This is a genomic window from Photobacterium atrarenae, from assembly GCF_024380015.1.
Lineage (GTDB): Bacteria > Pseudomonadota > Gammaproteobacteria > Enterobacterales > Vibrionaceae > Photobacterium > Photobacterium atrarenae.
In genome coordinates this window covers 3350791-3366898 of record NZ_CP101508.1, presented here as the reverse complement: position 1 = coordinate 3366898, position 16108 = coordinate 3350791, and the positions used below count along the sequence as shown (strand labels likewise).

Annotated in this window: 14 protein-coding genes; 9 read left to right on the top strand and 5 right to left on the bottom strand. The window is 57.1% G+C overall.

Annotated features, from left to right (window positions below; translation table 11 throughout):
* The first annotated feature begins 54 nt into the window (after positions 1–54).
* From tatA to hemB, 5 genes are all read left to right on the top strand, one after another.
* Positions 55–300 (top strand): Sec-independent protein translocase subunit TatA, encoded by a 246-nt coding sequence (gene tatA, locus NNL38_RS15670; protein ID WP_255388916.1) that lies wholly within the window; start codon positions 55–57, stop codon positions 298–300.
* A 3-nt stretch (positions 301–303) separates the two neighbouring features.
* Positions 304–651, top strand: a complete 348-nt coding sequence (tatB, locus tag NNL38_RS15665; RefSeq protein ID WP_255388914.1) for a Sec-independent protein translocase protein TatB — start codon at positions 304–306, stop codon at positions 649–651.
* Positions 652–662: 11 nt separating this feature from the next.
* The gene (tatC, locus tag NNL38_RS15660; RefSeq protein WP_255388912.1) at positions 663–1430 is read left to right on the top strand and encodes a Sec-independent protein translocase subunit TatC; all 768 of its coding nucleotides are present in this window, start codon (positions 663–665) and stop codon (positions 1428–1430) included.
* Positions 1431–1515: 85 nt separating this feature from the next.
* Complete coding sequence (tatD, locus tag NNL38_RS15655) at positions 1516–2295, top strand: 3'-5' ssDNA/RNA exonuclease TatD (protein WP_255388910.1); 780 nt, start codon at positions 1516–1518, stop codon at positions 2293–2295.
* A 117-nt stretch (positions 2296–2412) separates the two neighbouring features.
* Positions 2413–3471, top strand: a complete 1059-nt coding sequence (gene hemB / locus NNL38_RS15650; RefSeq protein ID WP_255388909.1) for a porphobilinogen synthase — start codon at positions 2413–2415, stop codon at positions 3469–3471.
* A gap of 71 nt (positions 3472–3542) precedes the next feature.
* Here hemB and asnC read toward each other — a convergent pair whose 3' ends face one another.
* Positions 3543–4004, bottom strand: coding sequence for a transcriptional regulator AsnC (gene asnC, locus NNL38_RS15645; protein ID WP_255388908.1), 462 nt, complete (start codon positions 4002–4004; stop codon positions 3543–3545).
* 117 nt (positions 4005–4121) lie between these two features.
* Between asnC and NNL38_RS15640 the strand changes: the two genes are divergently transcribed.
* The 3 genes from NNL38_RS15640 to NNL38_RS15630 all read left to right on the top strand — a co-directional run bounded on the left by NNL38_RS15640 (position 4122) and on the right by NNL38_RS15630 (position 8603).
* Positions 4122–7259 (top strand): EAL domain-containing protein, encoded by a 3138-nt coding sequence (locus NNL38_RS15640; RefSeq protein ID WP_255388906.1) that lies wholly within the window; start codon positions 4122–4124, stop codon positions 7257–7259.
* Between the two features lie 68 nt (positions 7260–7327).
* Positions 7328–8098 carry a class I SAM-dependent methyltransferase gene (locus tag NNL38_RS15635; protein ID WP_255388905.1) on the top strand — a complete coding sequence of 257 codons (771 nt, stop codon included), beginning with the start codon at positions 7328–7330 and terminating at the stop codon, positions 8096–8098.
* Between the two features lie 76 nt (positions 8099–8174).
* A complete protein-coding gene (locus NNL38_RS15630; RefSeq protein WP_255388904.1) occupies positions 8175–8603 on the top strand; it encodes a hypothetical protein in 429 nt (142 codons plus the stop codon).
* Between the two features lie 412 nt (positions 8604–9015).
* On the opposite strand, the gene NNL38_RS15625 is transcribed toward NNL38_RS15630, so the two are convergent.
* From NNL38_RS15625 to hemC, 4 genes are read right to left on the bottom strand one after another with little or no spacing between them, the layout of a single operon-like run.
* Positions 9016–10203 carry a heme biosynthesis protein HemY gene (locus NNL38_RS15625; protein ID WP_255388903.1) on the bottom strand — a complete coding sequence of 396 codons (1188 nt, stop codon included), beginning with the start codon at positions 10201–10203 and terminating at the stop codon, positions 9016–9018.
* Positions 10200–11405: a uroporphyrinogen-III C-methyltransferase gene (locus tag NNL38_RS15620; protein WP_255388902.1), complete on the bottom strand. Its 1206-nt coding sequence runs from the start codon at positions 11403–11405 to the stop codon at positions 10200–10202. Before NNL38_RS15620 ends, NNL38_RS15625 begins: the two co-directional genes overlap by 4 nt.
* Positions 11406–11410: 5 nt before the next feature.
* Entirely contained in the window at positions 11411–12166 is a 756-nt protein-coding gene (locus NNL38_RS15615) for a uroporphyrinogen-III synthase (protein WP_255388901.1), read from the bottom strand.
* On the bottom strand, positions 12166–13098 hold the full coding sequence (hemC, locus tag NNL38_RS15610) for a hydroxymethylbilane synthase (RefSeq protein ID WP_255388900.1): 933 nt from the start codon (positions 13096–13098) through the stop codon (positions 12166–12168). Before hemC ends, NNL38_RS15615 begins: the two co-directional genes overlap by 1 nt.
* A gap of 414 nt (positions 13099–13512) precedes the next feature.
* Here hemC and NNL38_RS15605 point away from each other — a divergent pair, with 414 nt between their 5' ends.
* The gene (locus tag NNL38_RS15605; protein WP_255388899.1) at positions 13513–16092 is read left to right on the top strand and encodes a class I adenylate cyclase; all 2580 of its coding nucleotides are present in this window, start codon (positions 13513–13515) and stop codon (positions 16090–16092) included.
* Positions 16093–16108: the final 16 nt, after the last annotated feature.

Sequence of the window (16108 nt, the reverse complement as noted above, 5' to 3'; positions counted from 1 at the left end):
GCTTTAATATATATCATTTTGTGATCAACCATAATTAGCTGAGGTAAAACAAGCATGGGTGGTATTAGTATCTGGCAATTGCTCATCATTGCGCTGATCATTGTGTTGCTGTTCGGGACCAAGAAGTTGCGCTCAATGGGCGGCGATCTGGGATCGGCAGTCAAAGGCTTTAAGAAAGCCATGGGTGACGAGGACACGGCGGCGAAGAAAGACGCAGATGCGGATTTTGAGCAGAAGAAATTGGCCGAAGGTCAGGGCGAACAGGCTCAGAAGAGCCAGAAAGATAAAGAGCAGGTTTAACGCGTGTTTGATATCGGGTTCTGGGAGTTAATACTGATCTCCGTGGTGGGATTGGTCGTACTGGGGCCGGAACGTCTGCCCGTCGCGATCCGCACGGTATCGCGCTGGGTTGGCGCTGCTCGGAACATGGCTAACTCGGTGAAGGATGAACTGTCTCAGGAGATGAAAATCCAGGAGCTGCAGGAGAACCTGAAAAAAGCCGAGCAAATGGGTATGAAAGATCTGTCGCCGGAGTTGCGGGAATCGGTTAACGAACTCAAGCAGGCCGCTGCCGATGTACAGCGTCCGTATGCCGATAAAGCTGACAACAAAGAGCGTACCTCAGCACCAACTTCTCAAAAGCAGGAATAAATTACATCGCTATGTCTACCGTCGAAGAAACGCAACCGTTATTCAGCCATTTGGTCGAGCTGCGTAATCGGCTGCTGCGCTCTATTCTGAGTGTCCTCCTGGTTTTTCTGGGGTTGGTGTGGTTTGCCAATGATATTTATGCTTTCCTGTCGGCACCGCTGGTGGAGCGATTGCCGGAAGGAACCAGCATGATTGCCACTGATGTGGCCTCACCCTTTTTTACCCCCATCAAGTTGACGCTGGTTGCCTCGGTCTTTGTTGCGGTACCGATGATCCTCTATCAGGTGTGGGCCTTTATCGCGCCGGGGCTGTACAAGCATGAGCGTCGGTTGATCATGCCGTTGCTGTTCTCCAGCTCACTGCTGTTCTATGCCGGGGTGGCGTTTGCCTATTTCGTCGTCTTCCCGTTGGTTTTCGGCTTTTTTACCAGTATTGCGCCAGAAGGGGTGCAGGTGGCGACTGACATTGCCAGTTACCTGGATTTTGTCCTAGCCCTGTTCCTGGCTTTCGGGATTGCTTTTGAGATCCCGGTCGCCATTATTCTGCTGTGCTGGACCGGTGCGACGGATCCGCAGAGTCTGCGCCAGAAGCGGCCGTATATCATTGTGGCGGCTTTTGTGGTTGGGATGATGCTGACCCCGCCGGATATCATTTCTCAGACTCTGCTGGCGATCCCGATGTGCCTGCTGTTTGAGGTCGGTCTGTTCTGCTCGCGCTTTTATGTCCGGGCCGAAGCAGAGGAAGATGAGACCGAGACCGCTGAGCGTGATGGTGACTAACCGACCGACTTGATTGAAGAACCGGCTCCGGCCGGTTTTTTTATGGCAAAATGAGCACTATTGAGTGAGCAACGGATAACACAGCATGATTGATATCGGGGTAAACCTGACCAACAGCCGGTTTGATAAAGATCGCGACGACGTGGTGGCTCGTGCCCGGGCGGCCGGCGTCGAGGGGCTGATCCTGACCGGGACCAGCGTGGCGGAGAGCCAGCAGGCGCTGACGATGGCCCGGCAATGGCCGGGATATTGTTACAGTACCGCCGGGGTGCATCCGCATGATGCCAAGACCGTGACCGACCTGGCACTGCCGGATATCCGGGCGCTGGCGGGCGAGCCGGAGGTGGTCGCCGTGGGGGAGTGCGGATTGGATTTTAACCGTGATTTCTCGCCGCGGCCGCAACAGGAAGCGGTATTTGAAGCCCAGCTGGCGCTTGCGGCTGAGCTGAACAAGCCGGTATTCATGCATTGCCGCGATGCCCATTCGCGGTTTTTAGCGATCCTCAAGCCCTGGCGTGACCAACTGCCAGCTGCGGTACTGCATTGTTTTACCGGCACCGAGGCTGAACTCAGAGACTGCCTGGATTTGGATCTGCACATTGGGATCACCGGATGGGTGTGTGATGAACGCCGCGGAACCGAACTGCGGGCACTGGTCGGGCTGATCCCCGATGAGCGGCTGATGATTGAAACCGACTGCCCGTACTTGTTGCCGCGGGACTACCGGCCGAAGCCGAAATCCAGCCGCAATGAACCAAAGTTCCTGCCCCATATCGCCGGGGTGATCGCTCAGTGTCGTGGTCAGGATGCGGTAGCTGTGATGAAACATTCTTGTGCGACAACCAAGGCATTTTTTGCCATTTGAGCCCCCGAAGCGGGTGGACGATGGTATGATCGAACAAATTCCGCAGGTACCGGTTTGGCATGCAGCTTGTCTGCCAGGCCCTGCCGGTCCAGCGAGCCAACCATGAAGGAGTATGCAGTGTCAGTATCAATTCAGGGCGCGTTTCCGGCACGCCGTATGCGTCGTATCCGTAAGCATGAATTCACTCGCCGTCTGATTGCTGAAAACCAGATCTCAGTTGATGATCTGATTTATCCGATGTTTATCCTGATGGGCAAAAACCGCCGTGAAGCGGTGGAGTCCATGCCGGGCGTCGAGCGTTTGTCTATCGACCTGATGTTGCTGGAAGCCGAGTATCTGGCCAAGCTGGGGGTCCCGGCGATTGCCCTGTTCCCGGTGGTTTCCCAGGACTTCAAGAGCGTGTGTGCCGCTGAAGCTCATAACCCGGAAGGCTTGGTGCAGCGCGCGGTGCGCCTGCTCAAAGAGCATGTGCCGCAAATGGGCGTGATCACCGATGTCGCGCTGGACCCTTTCACCACCCACGGCCAGGACGGCATCATCGATGATGACGGCTATGTGATGAACGACGTCACCACGGAAGTGCTGATCAAGCAGGCGCTCTCCCATGCCGAAGCCGGGGCGGATGTTGTGGCACCGTCAGACATGATGGACGGCCGTATTGGCGCGATCCGGGCCGCGCTGGAAGAAGCCGGCCACATTCACACCCAGATCATGGCCTATTCTGCCAAGTACGCGTCCCATTACTACGGTCCGTTCCGCGATGCCGTCGGCTCAGCGGCCAATCTCAAGGGCGGTGACAAGAAGACCTATCAAATGGACCCGGCCAACACGGACGAAGCCCTGCATGAAGTGGCGATGGATGTGAACGAAGGGGCCGATATGGTGATGGTTAAGCCGGGGATGCCTTACCTGGATGTGGTTCGCCGGGTGAAGAGTGAGCTTCAGGTGCCGACCTTTGCCTACCAGGTCTCGGGTGAGTACGCGATGCACATGGCGGCAATCCAGAACGGCTGGCTCAAAGAGCGTGAAACCGTGATGGAATCCCTGCTGTGCTTTAAGCGCGCCGGGGCGGATGGCATTCTGACCTATTTTGCCAAACCGGTCGCCGAGTGGCTGGCCGAAGAGGGGGCCGCGCGCAAAGCGGCGCTCGATGAGAATGCCGACAACGCCGAGTAAGGCGGGCGGGCTCAGAACCACAGGGTTGATGTTACGGCATCAACCCTTTTTTGTGTCTGCTGCGCGGCGGCCTAAGGCTTGACGTTGCGGTTGATTGGGTTTTGCAAGGAGATCAGGGTTTCGGTCGACTGCACTTCGTCAATCGCCTGGAGCTTGTCGATCAGCACATATTGCAACTCCTCAATCGACTTACACATCAGTTTAACGAAAATATTATATGCACCGGTGGTGTAGTAGGCCTCGACCACTTCATCGAGTTCGTTGAGCTTGGCCAGGGCTGAGTGGTAGTCCCGGGCGGCATTGAGGTTGATGCCGATAAAACAGCACACGTCGTAGCCGAGCAGCTTGGGGTTAATGACAACCTCAGTGCCGGTAATGATATTGGCGGCCCGCATTTTTTCGACCCGGACGTGGACGGTCGCCGGGCTGACCTGAAAACGTTTTGCCATCTCGGCATAGGGGATCCGGGCGTCGTGCATCAGCGCATCGAGAATATCGCGGTCTAAGTCATCAATTCGTGGCGGCTGCGTCATGGTTTTCCTGCGTCCCTTGTTTATCCAGTACCGGTCATATCTTATACTGAGCGGAATTTTGTCGCGAATGAAATCCGTCACGGCGCGAACCTTCAGACACAGGACCCCCCATAGTTTATGCGTTTTCTTGCCCTCTTGATCATACTGCTGGCGACCCCGGTGCTGGCCCAGGCACAAGATACGCTGGTGATTCACTCCTACCATCGCGGGATGGCCTGGACCGATGCCCTGCAAGACGGGATCGAGTCCGTGACCCGGCCGCAGGGCCTGTCGTTGCAGGTGAGTTACATGGACAGTAAGCGCTACCAGTCGGAAAGCTACCTCCAGGAGCTGCTGGATATCTACCGCACCAAGCTGCGCCAAGAGACCTACCAGGCCATTGTGGTTGCTGATGATCATGCGCTGTGGCTGGTCAATGAGCTGGCGGAAGAGGTGGGCGACACCCCGGTCATCATGGTCGGGATCAATGATTATTCGCCGGGACGCCATGCCCGGCTGAGCAAGGTGGCCGGGGTGCTGGATATGACCGATCCGTCGGATAATATTGCCCTAGCATTGTCGGTCCAGCCGGACCTGCAGCATATTTATGTGTTGGCAGACAACACTTATACCGGCAATGCGATGTGGCAGGGCATTGCCGATTATATCGAAGCCCACCCATCGACACTGACCATCCATCGCCTGAATCAGGGCTCCTTCAATGATATTTTCGCCCAGGCGGCCCTGCTGCCCGAGCATTCGGTGTTGCTTTACTTGAGTTACTATCGCGATAGTGAAGGTCGTTACCAGGATAGTGTGTCCTTTATTCAGACCCTGGTTGAGGTGTCGGCTGCCCCTGTCTATTCGCCGCAACGGCAGTTGCTGGACCATGGCGCGGTTGGCGGAATGGTCAGCGGCGGGGTGCAGAAGGGGCAGCAGGTCGGGGCGTTGGTCCTGGATGTGGTGCAGGGGAAGGCCATCGAGTTCCCGTTATTTGTCTCAAATACCGGCCAGGCAGCGTTTAATCACCAGGCCTTGAGGAAATGGGGACTGATAGAACCGGAAGGGGTGACGGTATTGAATAAACCCCTGAGCTGGTATGAGCGTTACAACAAAGAGCTGCGGATCATGACCGTGGTGTTGGTGGTGATGGCGGCGATTATCGTGTTTCTCGGTCTGTTTATCCGCCGGCTGCGTAAGGGGGAGTCCAAGCTGCAGCAGAGTCGCGCCCTGTTCGAGGGGGTGTTTGATCAGAGCTTCCAGTTTATCGGGATTCTGGATAATGGCGGTAAGCTGCTGTCCGGGAATCAGGCGCTGCAGCGCTTGGTGGGGCGTGCGGCGATGAAATATGACCGTGCGATCTGGCGTTGGCACTGCTGGGACCAGGAGACCGCTGCCCGGCTGAGCCAGGGTTTTCAGGCCGCCTGGGCTGATCAGCGGATCCGGATGGAAGTGGAAATCCAGAGCCAGGAGGATGGTCGCCGGGTGTTGGATCTGGCGATGAAGCGGATGCCGGCTTCCGTCGGTGATCAGGAGCAGTTGTTGTTTGAAGCCCGGGATGTCACCTCCCGGCATCAGATGGAAGAGAAGCTGCGAGAGCGGGAGGTCAGTTACCGGTTGCTCTATGAGCAACAGCCGGTGATTTTGCTGGCGATTGATAACCAGGCTCGGATCCAGTCGGTCAATCAGTTTGCGGCGGAGTTGCTCGGATACGACAAGCGCCAGTTGCTCGGCCACAAGGTGACCGACTTTTATTATGATACGGTGCCCCTGCCACAGCAGTATATTGCCGGTGCTTGTGACAGTGAGCAGCAGCAGGTCTGGCGCCGTCAGCTGCGTTATCGCTGTGCTGATGGCAGAACGGTATGGATCCGCGAGACCATTCGCCCGACCCAGTCCAAGTTGCAGCTGCTGCTGGTCGGGGAAGATATCTCTTCGACCCGGGCGCTTGAAGCCGAGTTGGAATACCGCGCCAATCACGATCACCTCACCGATCTCTATAACCGGAACTTCTTCGAGCAGCGGCTGGAAATGGTGTTGCAGCAAGCGCGGGATCACGGTACCCGCCATGCCATGTTCTATATCGACCTTGACCAGTTCCGGGTGATCAACGATACCGCCGGTCATGCTGCCGGGGATGAAGCGCTGAAGCAGGTGGCCTTGTTGCTGCAAGATATCTTGCCGGAGCAATCGGTGCTGTCACGCCTGGGCGGGGATGAATTTGCGATTATCCTGTTTCATTGTGACGAGTCTGAAGCACTGGCGTTGGGTGAGCAGATCCTACAGTTGCTAGATAAAGCGGAGTTTTACTGGCAAAACACCCGCTTTAGCTTCAGCTGCTCGATTGGCCTGCGCCTGATTGATGACACCGCCGGCTCGACCCAGCAGGTCCATGCCCAGGCGGATACGGCCTGCTATGCTGCCAAGGATGAAGGGCGCAACCGGCTGCACCTTTACCGGCCGGATGATGAGGAGCTCAAGCGCCGTGAGCTGGAGATGGAGTGCGTGACCCAGATCCGCAAGGCGCTGGCTGAGGATCGGCTGGAGCTGCATGCGCAGCAGATTGTGCCGCTGGGCGGGGATCAGGATGCCCACCATTATGAAATTCTGGTGCGGCTGCGAGACAGCAACGGTGAGATGGTTTCGCCCGGGCTGTTTATGCCGGCCGCCGAGCGTTATCACCTCGCTCACCTGATTGATCGTTACGTGGTCAATGCCACGCTGGACTGGCTGGTAGCCCATCCGGAGGCGGTTGCGCCATTGGCACGCTGCGCGATTAACCTGTCGGGGCAGTCGATGGGCAACCGAGAGTTTGTTGATTTCCTGCTCGAGAAAATCCGCACTTCCGGTCTGCCGACCGGCAAGATTTGCCTGGAGATCACCGAGACGGCGGCGATCGGGAATCTCAGTGAGGCGATCAACCTGTTTACCCAGCTCAAAGCGTTGGGATGCCTGATATCGCTCGATGACTTCGGCTCCGGGTTGTCCTCGTTTGGCTATCTTAAGCGCATGCCGGTCGATATCATCAAGATCGACGGCATGTTCGTGCGTGACATCCTCGAAGATGAAATGGACTTTGCTATGGTGCAGGCGATTAATGGCCTGGCCAAGAAAATGGGTAAGCAGACCGTGGCGGAGTTTGTTGAAAACGAGGCGATTCTGGGTCGGCTTGAAACCCTGGGGGTTGATTATGCCCAGGGGTATTTGTTTGGCAAGCCGCAGCCGCTGGCGTCGCTGGTCAGCCAGTTGCACCAACGCTCGGCGACAGTGCTATAATCCGCCCCCGGCCTCAGCGCGGGGCTGAGTGCGCCACCAGAAGCTTTAACCAAACACCGGAGATTGCTGTGCAACTAGCTTTGATTTGTGAAACCCCTGATCGCCAGCCGGCGCTGGATGCCCTCGCCCAACGCTGGGGGCTGCGCCATGATCCGGACAGCAACTTTGCGCTGGTGCTCACGGCAGAGCGGCTCGAGCTGCACAAGCGTGATGAGCCGAAGCTCGGGGCGGTGTTTGTTGATCTTGCCGGGGGCGCAGCGGCACACCGGCGCAAGTTTGGTGGCGGCCGGGGCCAGGCGATTGCCAAGGCGGTCGGCCTGAAAGGCGGGGTGACCCCGACAGTGGTCGATGGGACCGCCGGGCTCGGGCGGGATGCCTTTGTTCTGGCTTCGCTGGGCTGCCGGGTGCATATGGTTGAGCGCAACCCGGTGGTGGCGGCATTGCTGGAAGACGGGTTGCACCGGGCGCAGCAGGATCCGGAAATCGGGTCCTGGGTTTGTGAGCGGTTGAGCCTGTCGCATGCCTCCAGCCAGGATGCCCTGGCCATGCTGGCGCAGGATCCGGACTTTGCCGCGCCGGATGTGGTGTATCTCGATCCTATGTATCCGCATAAGAAAAAATCGGCGTTGGTGAAAAAAGAAATGCGGGTGTTTCAGACCCTGGTCGGGGCGGATGATGACGCGGATGCCTTGCTGGCCCCGGCGCTGGCGCTGGCGGCCAAGCGGGTGGTGGTGAAACGGCCGGACTATGCCGAATACCTGGCGGGTCAGGCGCCGTCGACGGTGATTGAGACCAAGAAAAATCGCTTTGATGTCTATGTGATCGCGGCCATGAAATAATGCTTTGCCGCTGGTGCTCCGGCGGTGATAATCCGGGCATGGTATTGAATAGGGTTGAGTGAGGAAGTCTTCGGGAATGGCGAAGTCGTTATGTAAATACCGCCGGGCAGAAATTGGTGATCAGTTTGCGCAGATCAGCCGGATCGTCAGTGAGCCGAAGTTTGTCTGTCGCAGCTGTGCTCGCTCGGCTAGTGAAAAAGGCTACCTGTGCAAGCCCAGCTCTATCCAGTTGCCCAAGCCGTCGACGCCGGCGCCAAAAGCCGGGCTCAGCACGTCAGCAGCAGTTGCGTCAGTCCCTGCGGCGGCGCCGGTGGTTGCGTTGCAGCCCGCGCTGGATGGGGCAGAAAGCGGCCTAGCGCTGCCGGCATCACTGGGCAAGAAACAGCGTAAAAAGCTCAAAAAGCTGGCGAAGAAAAAAAACAAGCGGCTGAAGAAAGCGGCCAAAGCCGTCAAGCGTTATGAAAAGGCGCTACACAAGGCGAAGCGCTCGATGAAGCTGGCTTAGATGCCTTCAAGTCATCATTGGTGATGAATTGCCAATAAAAAGGCCTCCAAAGATGGAGGCCTTTTTTATGATACCAGTCTGATGGTGCATGGATTCAGTCTGGTATGGTATCCAGGCAACTTACGATTCTTTGATCAGGACTGCTGTCATCAGACAGGTGATCACCGAAACGATAATGCCAGATACGATTAACCAAGGAAGCATATCCATCGTTCGTTATCCATCTGTTCGCAATGAGAGCCGCTATTGAATAACTTTTACATTATGCTAGCAATGGGGTAGTTATAAGATGAAATAGCTGTTAACACCTGGAAACAATATATTGGATTTTGGAATATATTCCCTTGTAAATTGGTATAAAAAAGCACCCGGACGGGTGCTTTTTGTGACAAAATATTATGTTGTTATTTTGTTAATTTTTGGCAGGTAGAGCGAGTGTCAATGCCTGACGGGATAAGTCCGCGGCGCCCTGGCTGTCGTTGAGCTTTTCCAGTACCTCGACCAGGTGGCCGTAATCTTCCACGTTCGGGCGCAGCTCAATGGCTTTCTCGAAGTGGGTTTTGGCTTCTTCCCATTTGCCTTCACGCATCAGCAACTGGCCCAGCGCACTGTGGGTGCTCGGGTTGCTGCTGTCATAGCGTAGCAGATCCTGCAGGCGGACAATTGCCGGGTGGTAATCGGCCAGGTTCAGGGCCGGGACCAGCTCAATCAGATCTCCATCGTTGTTTTTCTTCAGCGCATCACGCAACACGGTATAGGCTTCGCTGTCGGCGCTGTGGCTGCTCATCAGTTTGACGAAACAGGCGATCAGCTCCGGACGCTGCTTGTCCTTGCGGCTCAGGCTGTTCCAGTGACCCATCAGGCCGTCGCTGCCGTTTTGCTGGGTGATATGGCGCATCAGGCCGCACTCGGCTTGGATCCGCAACTGGTCGGCTTCTGCCGTATCAACCAACCCCTGTTTTTCCAGATGCGGCAGCAGGGCCAGCAACGGTTTCCAGTCTTCCAGCTTGAGGTAACAGGCTTTCAGCAGGTTCAGTACCACCGGGTTACGGCTGTGTTCATGGCGAAGATCCTGCAAGGTGGCTACCGCCTGCTCGTATTGCTCCTGACGGCACAGCAGTTTGGCACGGGTCAGGGCCAGGGCCAGGCTCTGGTTGTCGACTTCCGCTGCCAGACGCAGGTACTCGTCGCGCTGGCTGCTATCGCCCTGGCTTTGTGCCGCTTCAGCAGCAGCCAGGTAATTGAGCAATGGCGCATCGCTGTGCTTGGCTGCCTTGACCACCAGTTTTTCGGCGTGCTTCCAGTCCCCTTCGATCACTTTCACCAGGCCGTCTGCCGTCTGGCGGCGGGCATTGCGGCGTTTGCGGCCGGACAGCCAGCCGCGGGTAGAGCTGCTGACAGAAAGCAGGCGTTTGAGCAGGGTTTCCAGCAGGAAGAACAGCCCGAACAGCACAATCACCAGCAGCATCAGGGTGGTCAGGCTCATTTCCAGCGTCTGGTTGGCGACGGAAATCAGCACATAGCCTTGGTTGCCGGCCAGCATCGGTCCGGCGACAATCCCGGCGATCAGGGCCGCGACCAGGAGTAACAGTTTGATCATGCCGGATTCTCCTCAGTGCTCAGGGGTTTCACTTGCTGGCGCACGCGTTCGCCAATCGCCTGGGTCAGCAGAGGTTGTGATTTCAGCTTGTTCGGATAGCTGGCTTCGACGGTTTCCTGGGCCAGGGCGTCTAACGTCTTGACGAAGCTCTGGGCTGCCGGATCTTCCATATCGTAGAACTGCTCAGCCCAGTCTTTGGCCATCAGCAGCGATTTGCGGTACAGATCGCCCTGCTCGCGGTAGACAGCCTTGATCGCGGTCTCGAGCTTGGATTTGATGTTTTCCTGCAGGTAGAAGTCCTGCTTCGGTGACAGCAGTGGGATCACGCTGCCGTCACGGGTGCGGTAGGTGACAAAGTGCTCGCTGAAGTTTTTCAGCGAAGTCATCAGGTTGGCTTTCCAGTCATCCACAGAGTCGGACACCGTGGCGGTCTCCTGTGGGATCACTTCGGCCATCACGGCATTGGCCAGCGGCAGTGCCGGGACGGCTTCCTGCAGGCTGGTCAGGCGCAGGACCAGGCCGTCGCGGTCAATCCGGGCCACGGCTTTCAGCGCCGTGATATCGCTGTGCATCGCTTCGCGGATCGGGGTCAGGCTTGGATCGTTCAGCTCGGCAATCCGGTGATCGGCCGATTCCAGCAAAATTGTTGCGCTGGCGGTGTCATGCTCCAGCCATAGCTTGCGGCCGGCCATTTTCACCAGGTAGTCGGCTTCGGCCAGCAGCCAGTCGTTCGGACGGCGGCCTTTCATTTCCGACAGGGCCATTTGCAGGCTGGAGATCGATTTGTTTTGCTGCGACAGCGATACGTCGGTGCGCTGCAGGCTGCTCTCGACTTTGTTCAGGGTCGCTTGCTGGCTGGCAGAAATGTTGTCTTTCAGCTCGCCTTTCAGGTTGGCCAGCTGGAGCTCCAGTGCGGCCATTTTGGCGTTTTGGGTCAGAGTCTGCTGGTGGCCGTGGTAGTACAGGCCGGCACCGAGCGCGATCACCAGGGCAATGGCAATGGCACCCATTTTGCTGCCGCCTTTGGCTTCGGCGGGCTGGGCCGGGGGAGGAGTCTTCGCCTGATCTGCCTTATCCTTGGCAGTTTGGGTGTCAGGTGCTTGGGTTGGGGCACTTGATTGACCTGGCTTGTCCGTTGCGTTTACCGCTGCTGATTGTTTTTTCTCTGCAGGGTTTTCATTATTGCTTTTTTTATCAGTCATCCGATTTATCCCATCGTGCCTATCTTGCTTAGGGTTGTAAAAAGCTGGCGGTTCGCCGCGCTTCCCACCGTGGAAACAGTGCTGAAACCAAGCGCGTTGGCTTGCTCAGCAATGCGTTGGCTTGGTACGAAAAGGTGTCGCTGCAGAAACCAAGCCTTGTCATGTTCTGGAACCAAACGATATAGATATGCCAGTTGCTCGCTACTGGTGATCACTATGGACGAAACCTGTTGCGCCTGCCATGCCTGGCACAGTGCTGCGCCATCCAGCGGCAGCAGGCGGCGTTGGTAAGTTTCGCAGTAATCCACCTCGGCCCCACGCTGTTGCAGGGTTTGGGCTATCAACTCGCGGCCGCCGTTCCCGCGCAAGATCAGGATGCGGCGGCCATGGACCTGCGCCAGGGCAGGGAGGGCCAGCAATCCTTCGCTGTCGTTGCGGGTTTCGGGAGACAGGGCCGCTTGGCCGCTGCATGCCGAAAGCCGGGCAGCCGTTTTGTCTCCAACGGCCATATAATGCACGTTTTTTGGCCAGCTGGCACCTTGCGAGCGCAAGGAATTGTGCGCCAGATCTACTGCATGCGCACTGACCGCAATCAGAACATCGCCAGATTGCAGGTGCTCGAGCCGGGATTGGAGTGTTGACAGCTCATCTCCCGGGATGATCTCGAGCAGGGGCTGGGCAATGGCATGGATCCCCGCCGCGTTGAGCTGTTGGGCCAGCGCGTTGCCTTCCGGGGCCGGGCGGGTGATCAGGATCGTCATTAGTCGTCGCCGTATAACGCTTCCAGAATTTCTTTGGCGCCTTGGGCGAGCAGTTGGTTCGCCAGCTCAGTGCCGAGAGCTTCGGCATCGGCGACAGGGCCACGGATCTCGCCCCGGACAATTTTGCTGCCGTCCGGCTCGCCCACCAGGGCACGAAGCCAAATCTGATCGCCTTCCAGTTCTGAATAGCTGCCGATTGGGACCTGACAGCCGCCTTGCAGGCGGTTGTTCATCGCCCGCTCGCACAATACGCGGGTGGCAGTTGGGGTATGGTTAAGGGCATCGAGCAAGGTGCGGACGCGCGTGTCGTCGAGTCGGCATTCAATGCCTACCGCGCCCTGACCGACGGCTGGCAGGCTGGTTTCCGGTGCAATGGCGCTGCGGATGCGGTCGTGCATTTTCAGGCGCATCAGGCCGGCGCAGGCCAGGATGATGGCATCAAACTCGCCGTCATCGAGCTTTCTCAGCCGGGTGTTGACGTTGCCGCGCAGATCTTTGACCACCAGATCCGGGCGCTGGGCGCGTAGCTGACACTGGCGGCGTAGGCTGGAGGTGCCGACGACGGCACCGGCCGGCAGATCGGCAATGTTGTCGTAGTGGTTGGAGACAAATGCGTCACGCGGATCTTCACGCTCGCAAATGGTGACCAGGCCCAGACCCTCCGGGAAGTCGACCGGGACGTCTTTCATCGAGTGGACCGCAATATCTGCCCGGCCTTCGAGCATGGCCACTTCCAGTTCTTTCACGAACAAACCTTTACCACCGACTTTGGCCAGCGGGGTATCCAGGATGACGTCGCCTTTGGTGACCATCGGGACCAGCTCGACGCTCAGTCCCGGATGTGCCTGCTCCAGGGCATCTTTGACAAATTCGGCTTGCCACATGGCCAGCGGACTTTTGCGGGTGGCAATCCGGATCGGTTTATCACTCATAGAATCAGGTCCATATCATCATTTTCTAGGGTATCAGACTATCGTATCACTCCTTGAAAGTGATGGTAATTCGTATCTGTGGCTCAGTGCGGTGGCGCAGTATTGTCTTGCCATTGGTTTTAATTAATGTGATATTTGTCACATAAGATCACTGCGTCGAATTCATGACAATCCTGTCACTGGCGGTTTAGTGAGTTTGGGCTAAGTTGAGGATGAGTCAGGGTTACGGATGGGCCTGGCAGGCATGAGATCAGTCGGCATACCATTCATAAGCTGTCATAATCTGACACTATCTTTACGGTCAAAGTAAAAACTGTTAGATTGATCACGTTTTTGCTCCGGTGTAGCCCAGTGCTGCATGACGAATGACAAGATTTGGGCCGCTCTCAAGCTGGCAGCTCTTGGAAGAGTAATTTGCACAATTTTATCGAGACACTAAAACGCAGACTGGATCAGCTTAACCAGCTCCGGCTGGAACGTGCTCGTGCGGCCATGACGGCCCCATCCGAGCAGGTGTTTAATTTGCTGACTGCGCTGCTGCATTACAATCATCCGGCTGTGCCTGGCTATGTTGATCAGGCGGTGCCGGTCGGGATTGCCGATTTTACTGTGTCTGATGCGCAGCAGCAGTTTATTGATGATTGTGGCCTGACTCATCAAACCACCATTGCTCCTCCGGAACTGGCCGCGTCGGCTGCGCCGATCCTCGGTCTCTATGCCATGGGCAGCACCTCGTCGCTGGGCCAGAGCCTGACCAGCGATCTCGATATCTGGGTCTGTATTCGCGCCGATCTGTCTGCCGAAGGGCGCGAGGCGCTCGAGAGCAAGTGCGCGCTGGTGTCTGAATGGGCGATGGCCCAGGGCGTCGAAGCCAATTTCTTCCTGATTGATCAAAATCGTTTCCGCGACAACTTCTCAGAAGCCATGACCGGCGATAACTGTGGCTCCAGCCAGCATTTGCTGCTGCTCGATGAGTTCTACCGCTCGGCGGTCCAGCTCGCCGGCCAGCGCCTGCTGTGGTACATGGTGCCGCCGGAGATGGAGGAGTGTTACGACGACTATCTCCATTACCTGGAAAGCAACGGGTATATCCGTCGTGATGAGTGGATTGATTTTGGTGGTTTGAGCCGGATCCCGGCCGAGGAATACTTCGGCTCCAGCCTGTGGCAGTTGTATAAAAGTATCGACTCGCCGTATAAGTCGGTGCTCAAGGCGATTTTGCTTGAAGCCTACTCGTGGGAATACCCGCATACCCAGCTGCTGAGCTTAGATGCCAAGCGGCGCTTCTTCGCCGAAGATCGCACCGAATACTGTATGGATGCCTACTTCCTGATGCTGGAGAAGGTGACCCGTTATCTCGAACGGATCAATGACCATCGCCGGTTGGATCTGGTTCGGCGCTGTTTCTATCTCAAAACCCATGAAAAACTGACCCGCGAGCCGTCGCTGGGCTCGGTGCCCTGGCGCCGCGCTGTGCTCGAAGAGCTGACCGGGGGCTGGCAGTGGCCGCAACCGGTGTTGCAGGAGCTGGACAACCGCCGTAACTGGAAGGTCGAGCAGGTCAAGCGAGCCCACAACGAGCTACTTGATGCGCTGATGCTGAGCTATCGCAACCTGATCCGCTTTGCCCGGCGCAATAACATCACCTCGGCGATCAGCCCGGAAGATATCAGCATCCTGGCCCGCAAGCTGTACGCGGCGTTCGAGGTGCTGCCGGGCAAAGTCACTTTGCTCAACCCGCAGATCTCGCCGGATTTGCATGAATCTGACCTGACCCTGATCCAGGTCCCGGCCGGGCGAACCAATGCCGCGGGCTGGTATCTCTACAAGCACTCGCTCGACCCTTATGCGATCCTCGGCCAGCCGTCGCTGGAGCATAACCGCTACCTGAGCAAGCTGGTGGCGTGGGCCTATTTCAACGGCCTGCTGACCGAATCGACCTGCTTGCATACCGTGGTGCGGGATGCGGCGCTGGACCTTGATAAGCTGTATCAGCTGGTCAGTGACATTCGCAATACTTTCCCGATCCGCCGGCCGCAGCCGAGTCTGCAGGCGCTGTCGAGTCCGTGTGAGATCCGCCAGTTGGGCCTGTTTATCAACCTGGAAAATGACCCGACCACGGCGCTGAAAAACCGTGCGGTGAAGTTTGACTTTAAAAATACCGATATCTTCAGCTACGGCGTGGATCAAACCTGCCTGGTCGGCAGTGTCGACTTGGTGTATCGCAATTCCTGGAATGAGGTGAGAACCCTCAACTTCAGCGGCGAGAATGCAATGCTGGATGCGCTCAAGACGGTGCTGGGCAAGATGCACCAAGATGCGATTCCGCCGGAATCGGTGGATGTGTTCTGTTACAGCAAGCACATGCGCGGCCTGATCCGTAACCTGGTTTACCAACTGGTGGCCGAATGTATCGAGCTGCGGCTGAAACCGGTCGAGCAGGAGAAGCGCCGCCGCTTCAAAGCGATCCGGATTGGTGAACAGACCCACGGCCTGTTTTTCGAGCGCCGCGGGGTATCGGTGCAGAAGCTGGAGAATTCGGTCGATTTCTATAGCTGTATCTCGACCAACAAGCTGTTTGGCTCGGCCAACCTGGTGATGGGTAAAACCGATGAACCGCACCCGCCGGAAATCGTCGACGCCTACGCCAGTGAAGGGCTGATCCAGTTCTTCTTCGAAGACTGCGACAGCGGCTATAACATCTATATTCTTGATGAAGCCAACCGGGTGGAAGTGTATCGCCAGTGCTGCGGCGATAAGGACGAGATGGTGCACGGGGTAAACCGGTTCTATACCTCGGCCCAGGATCGCTTTAGCTACAGTGCCAACTTTATTAATTTTAACCTGCCGCAGTTCTATGACATCGTCCATAACGACGGCGGGGAGCCCCAGGTGATCCCGTTCAAAGGGGGCCAGCAGCCCGCGCGTCGTCCGGAGAGCCAGGCGGCCCCGGAGATGATGACGATGCCGGCGTCGTCCCGCCAGCTGGGATAAAGCCTGAGAGAAACAA

Coding starts and splice junctions, on each gene's coding strand:
- tatA (WP_255388916.1), top strand. CDS start 55: ATGGGTGGTATTAGTATCTGGCAATTGCTCATCATTGCGCTGATCATT.
- tatC (WP_255388912.1), top strand. CDS start 663: ATGTCTACCGTCGAAGAAACGCAACCGTTATTCAGCCATTTGGTCGAG.
- tatD (WP_255388910.1), top strand. CDS start 1,516: ATGATTGATATCGGGGTAAACCTGACCAACAGCCGGTTTGATAAAGAT.
- asnC (WP_255388908.1), bottom strand. CDS start 4,004: ATGACGCAGCCGCCACGAATTGATGACTTAGACCGCGATATTCTCGAT.
- NNL38_RS15640 (WP_255388906.1), top strand. CDS start 4,122: ATGCGTTTTCTTGCCCTCTTGATCATACTGCTGGCGACCCCGGTGCTG.
- NNL38_RS15630 (WP_255388904.1), top strand. CDS start 8,175: ATGGCGAAGTCGTTATGTAAATACCGCCGGGCAGAAATTGGTGATCAG.
- NNL38_RS15625 (WP_255388903.1), bottom strand. CDS start 10,203: ATGATCAAACTGTTACTCCTGGTCGCGGCCCTGATCGCCGGGATTGTC.
- NNL38_RS15620 (WP_255388902.1), bottom strand. CDS start 11,405: ATGACTGATAAAAAAAGCAATAATGAAAACCCTGCAGAGAAAAAACAA.
- NNL38_RS15615 (WP_255388901.1), bottom strand. CDS start 12,166: ATGACGATCCTGATCACCCGCCCGGCCCCGGAAGGCAACGCGCTGGCC.
- hemC (WP_255388900.1), bottom strand. CDS start 13,098: ATGAGTGATAAACCGATCCGGATTGCCACCCGCAAAAGTCCGCTGGCC.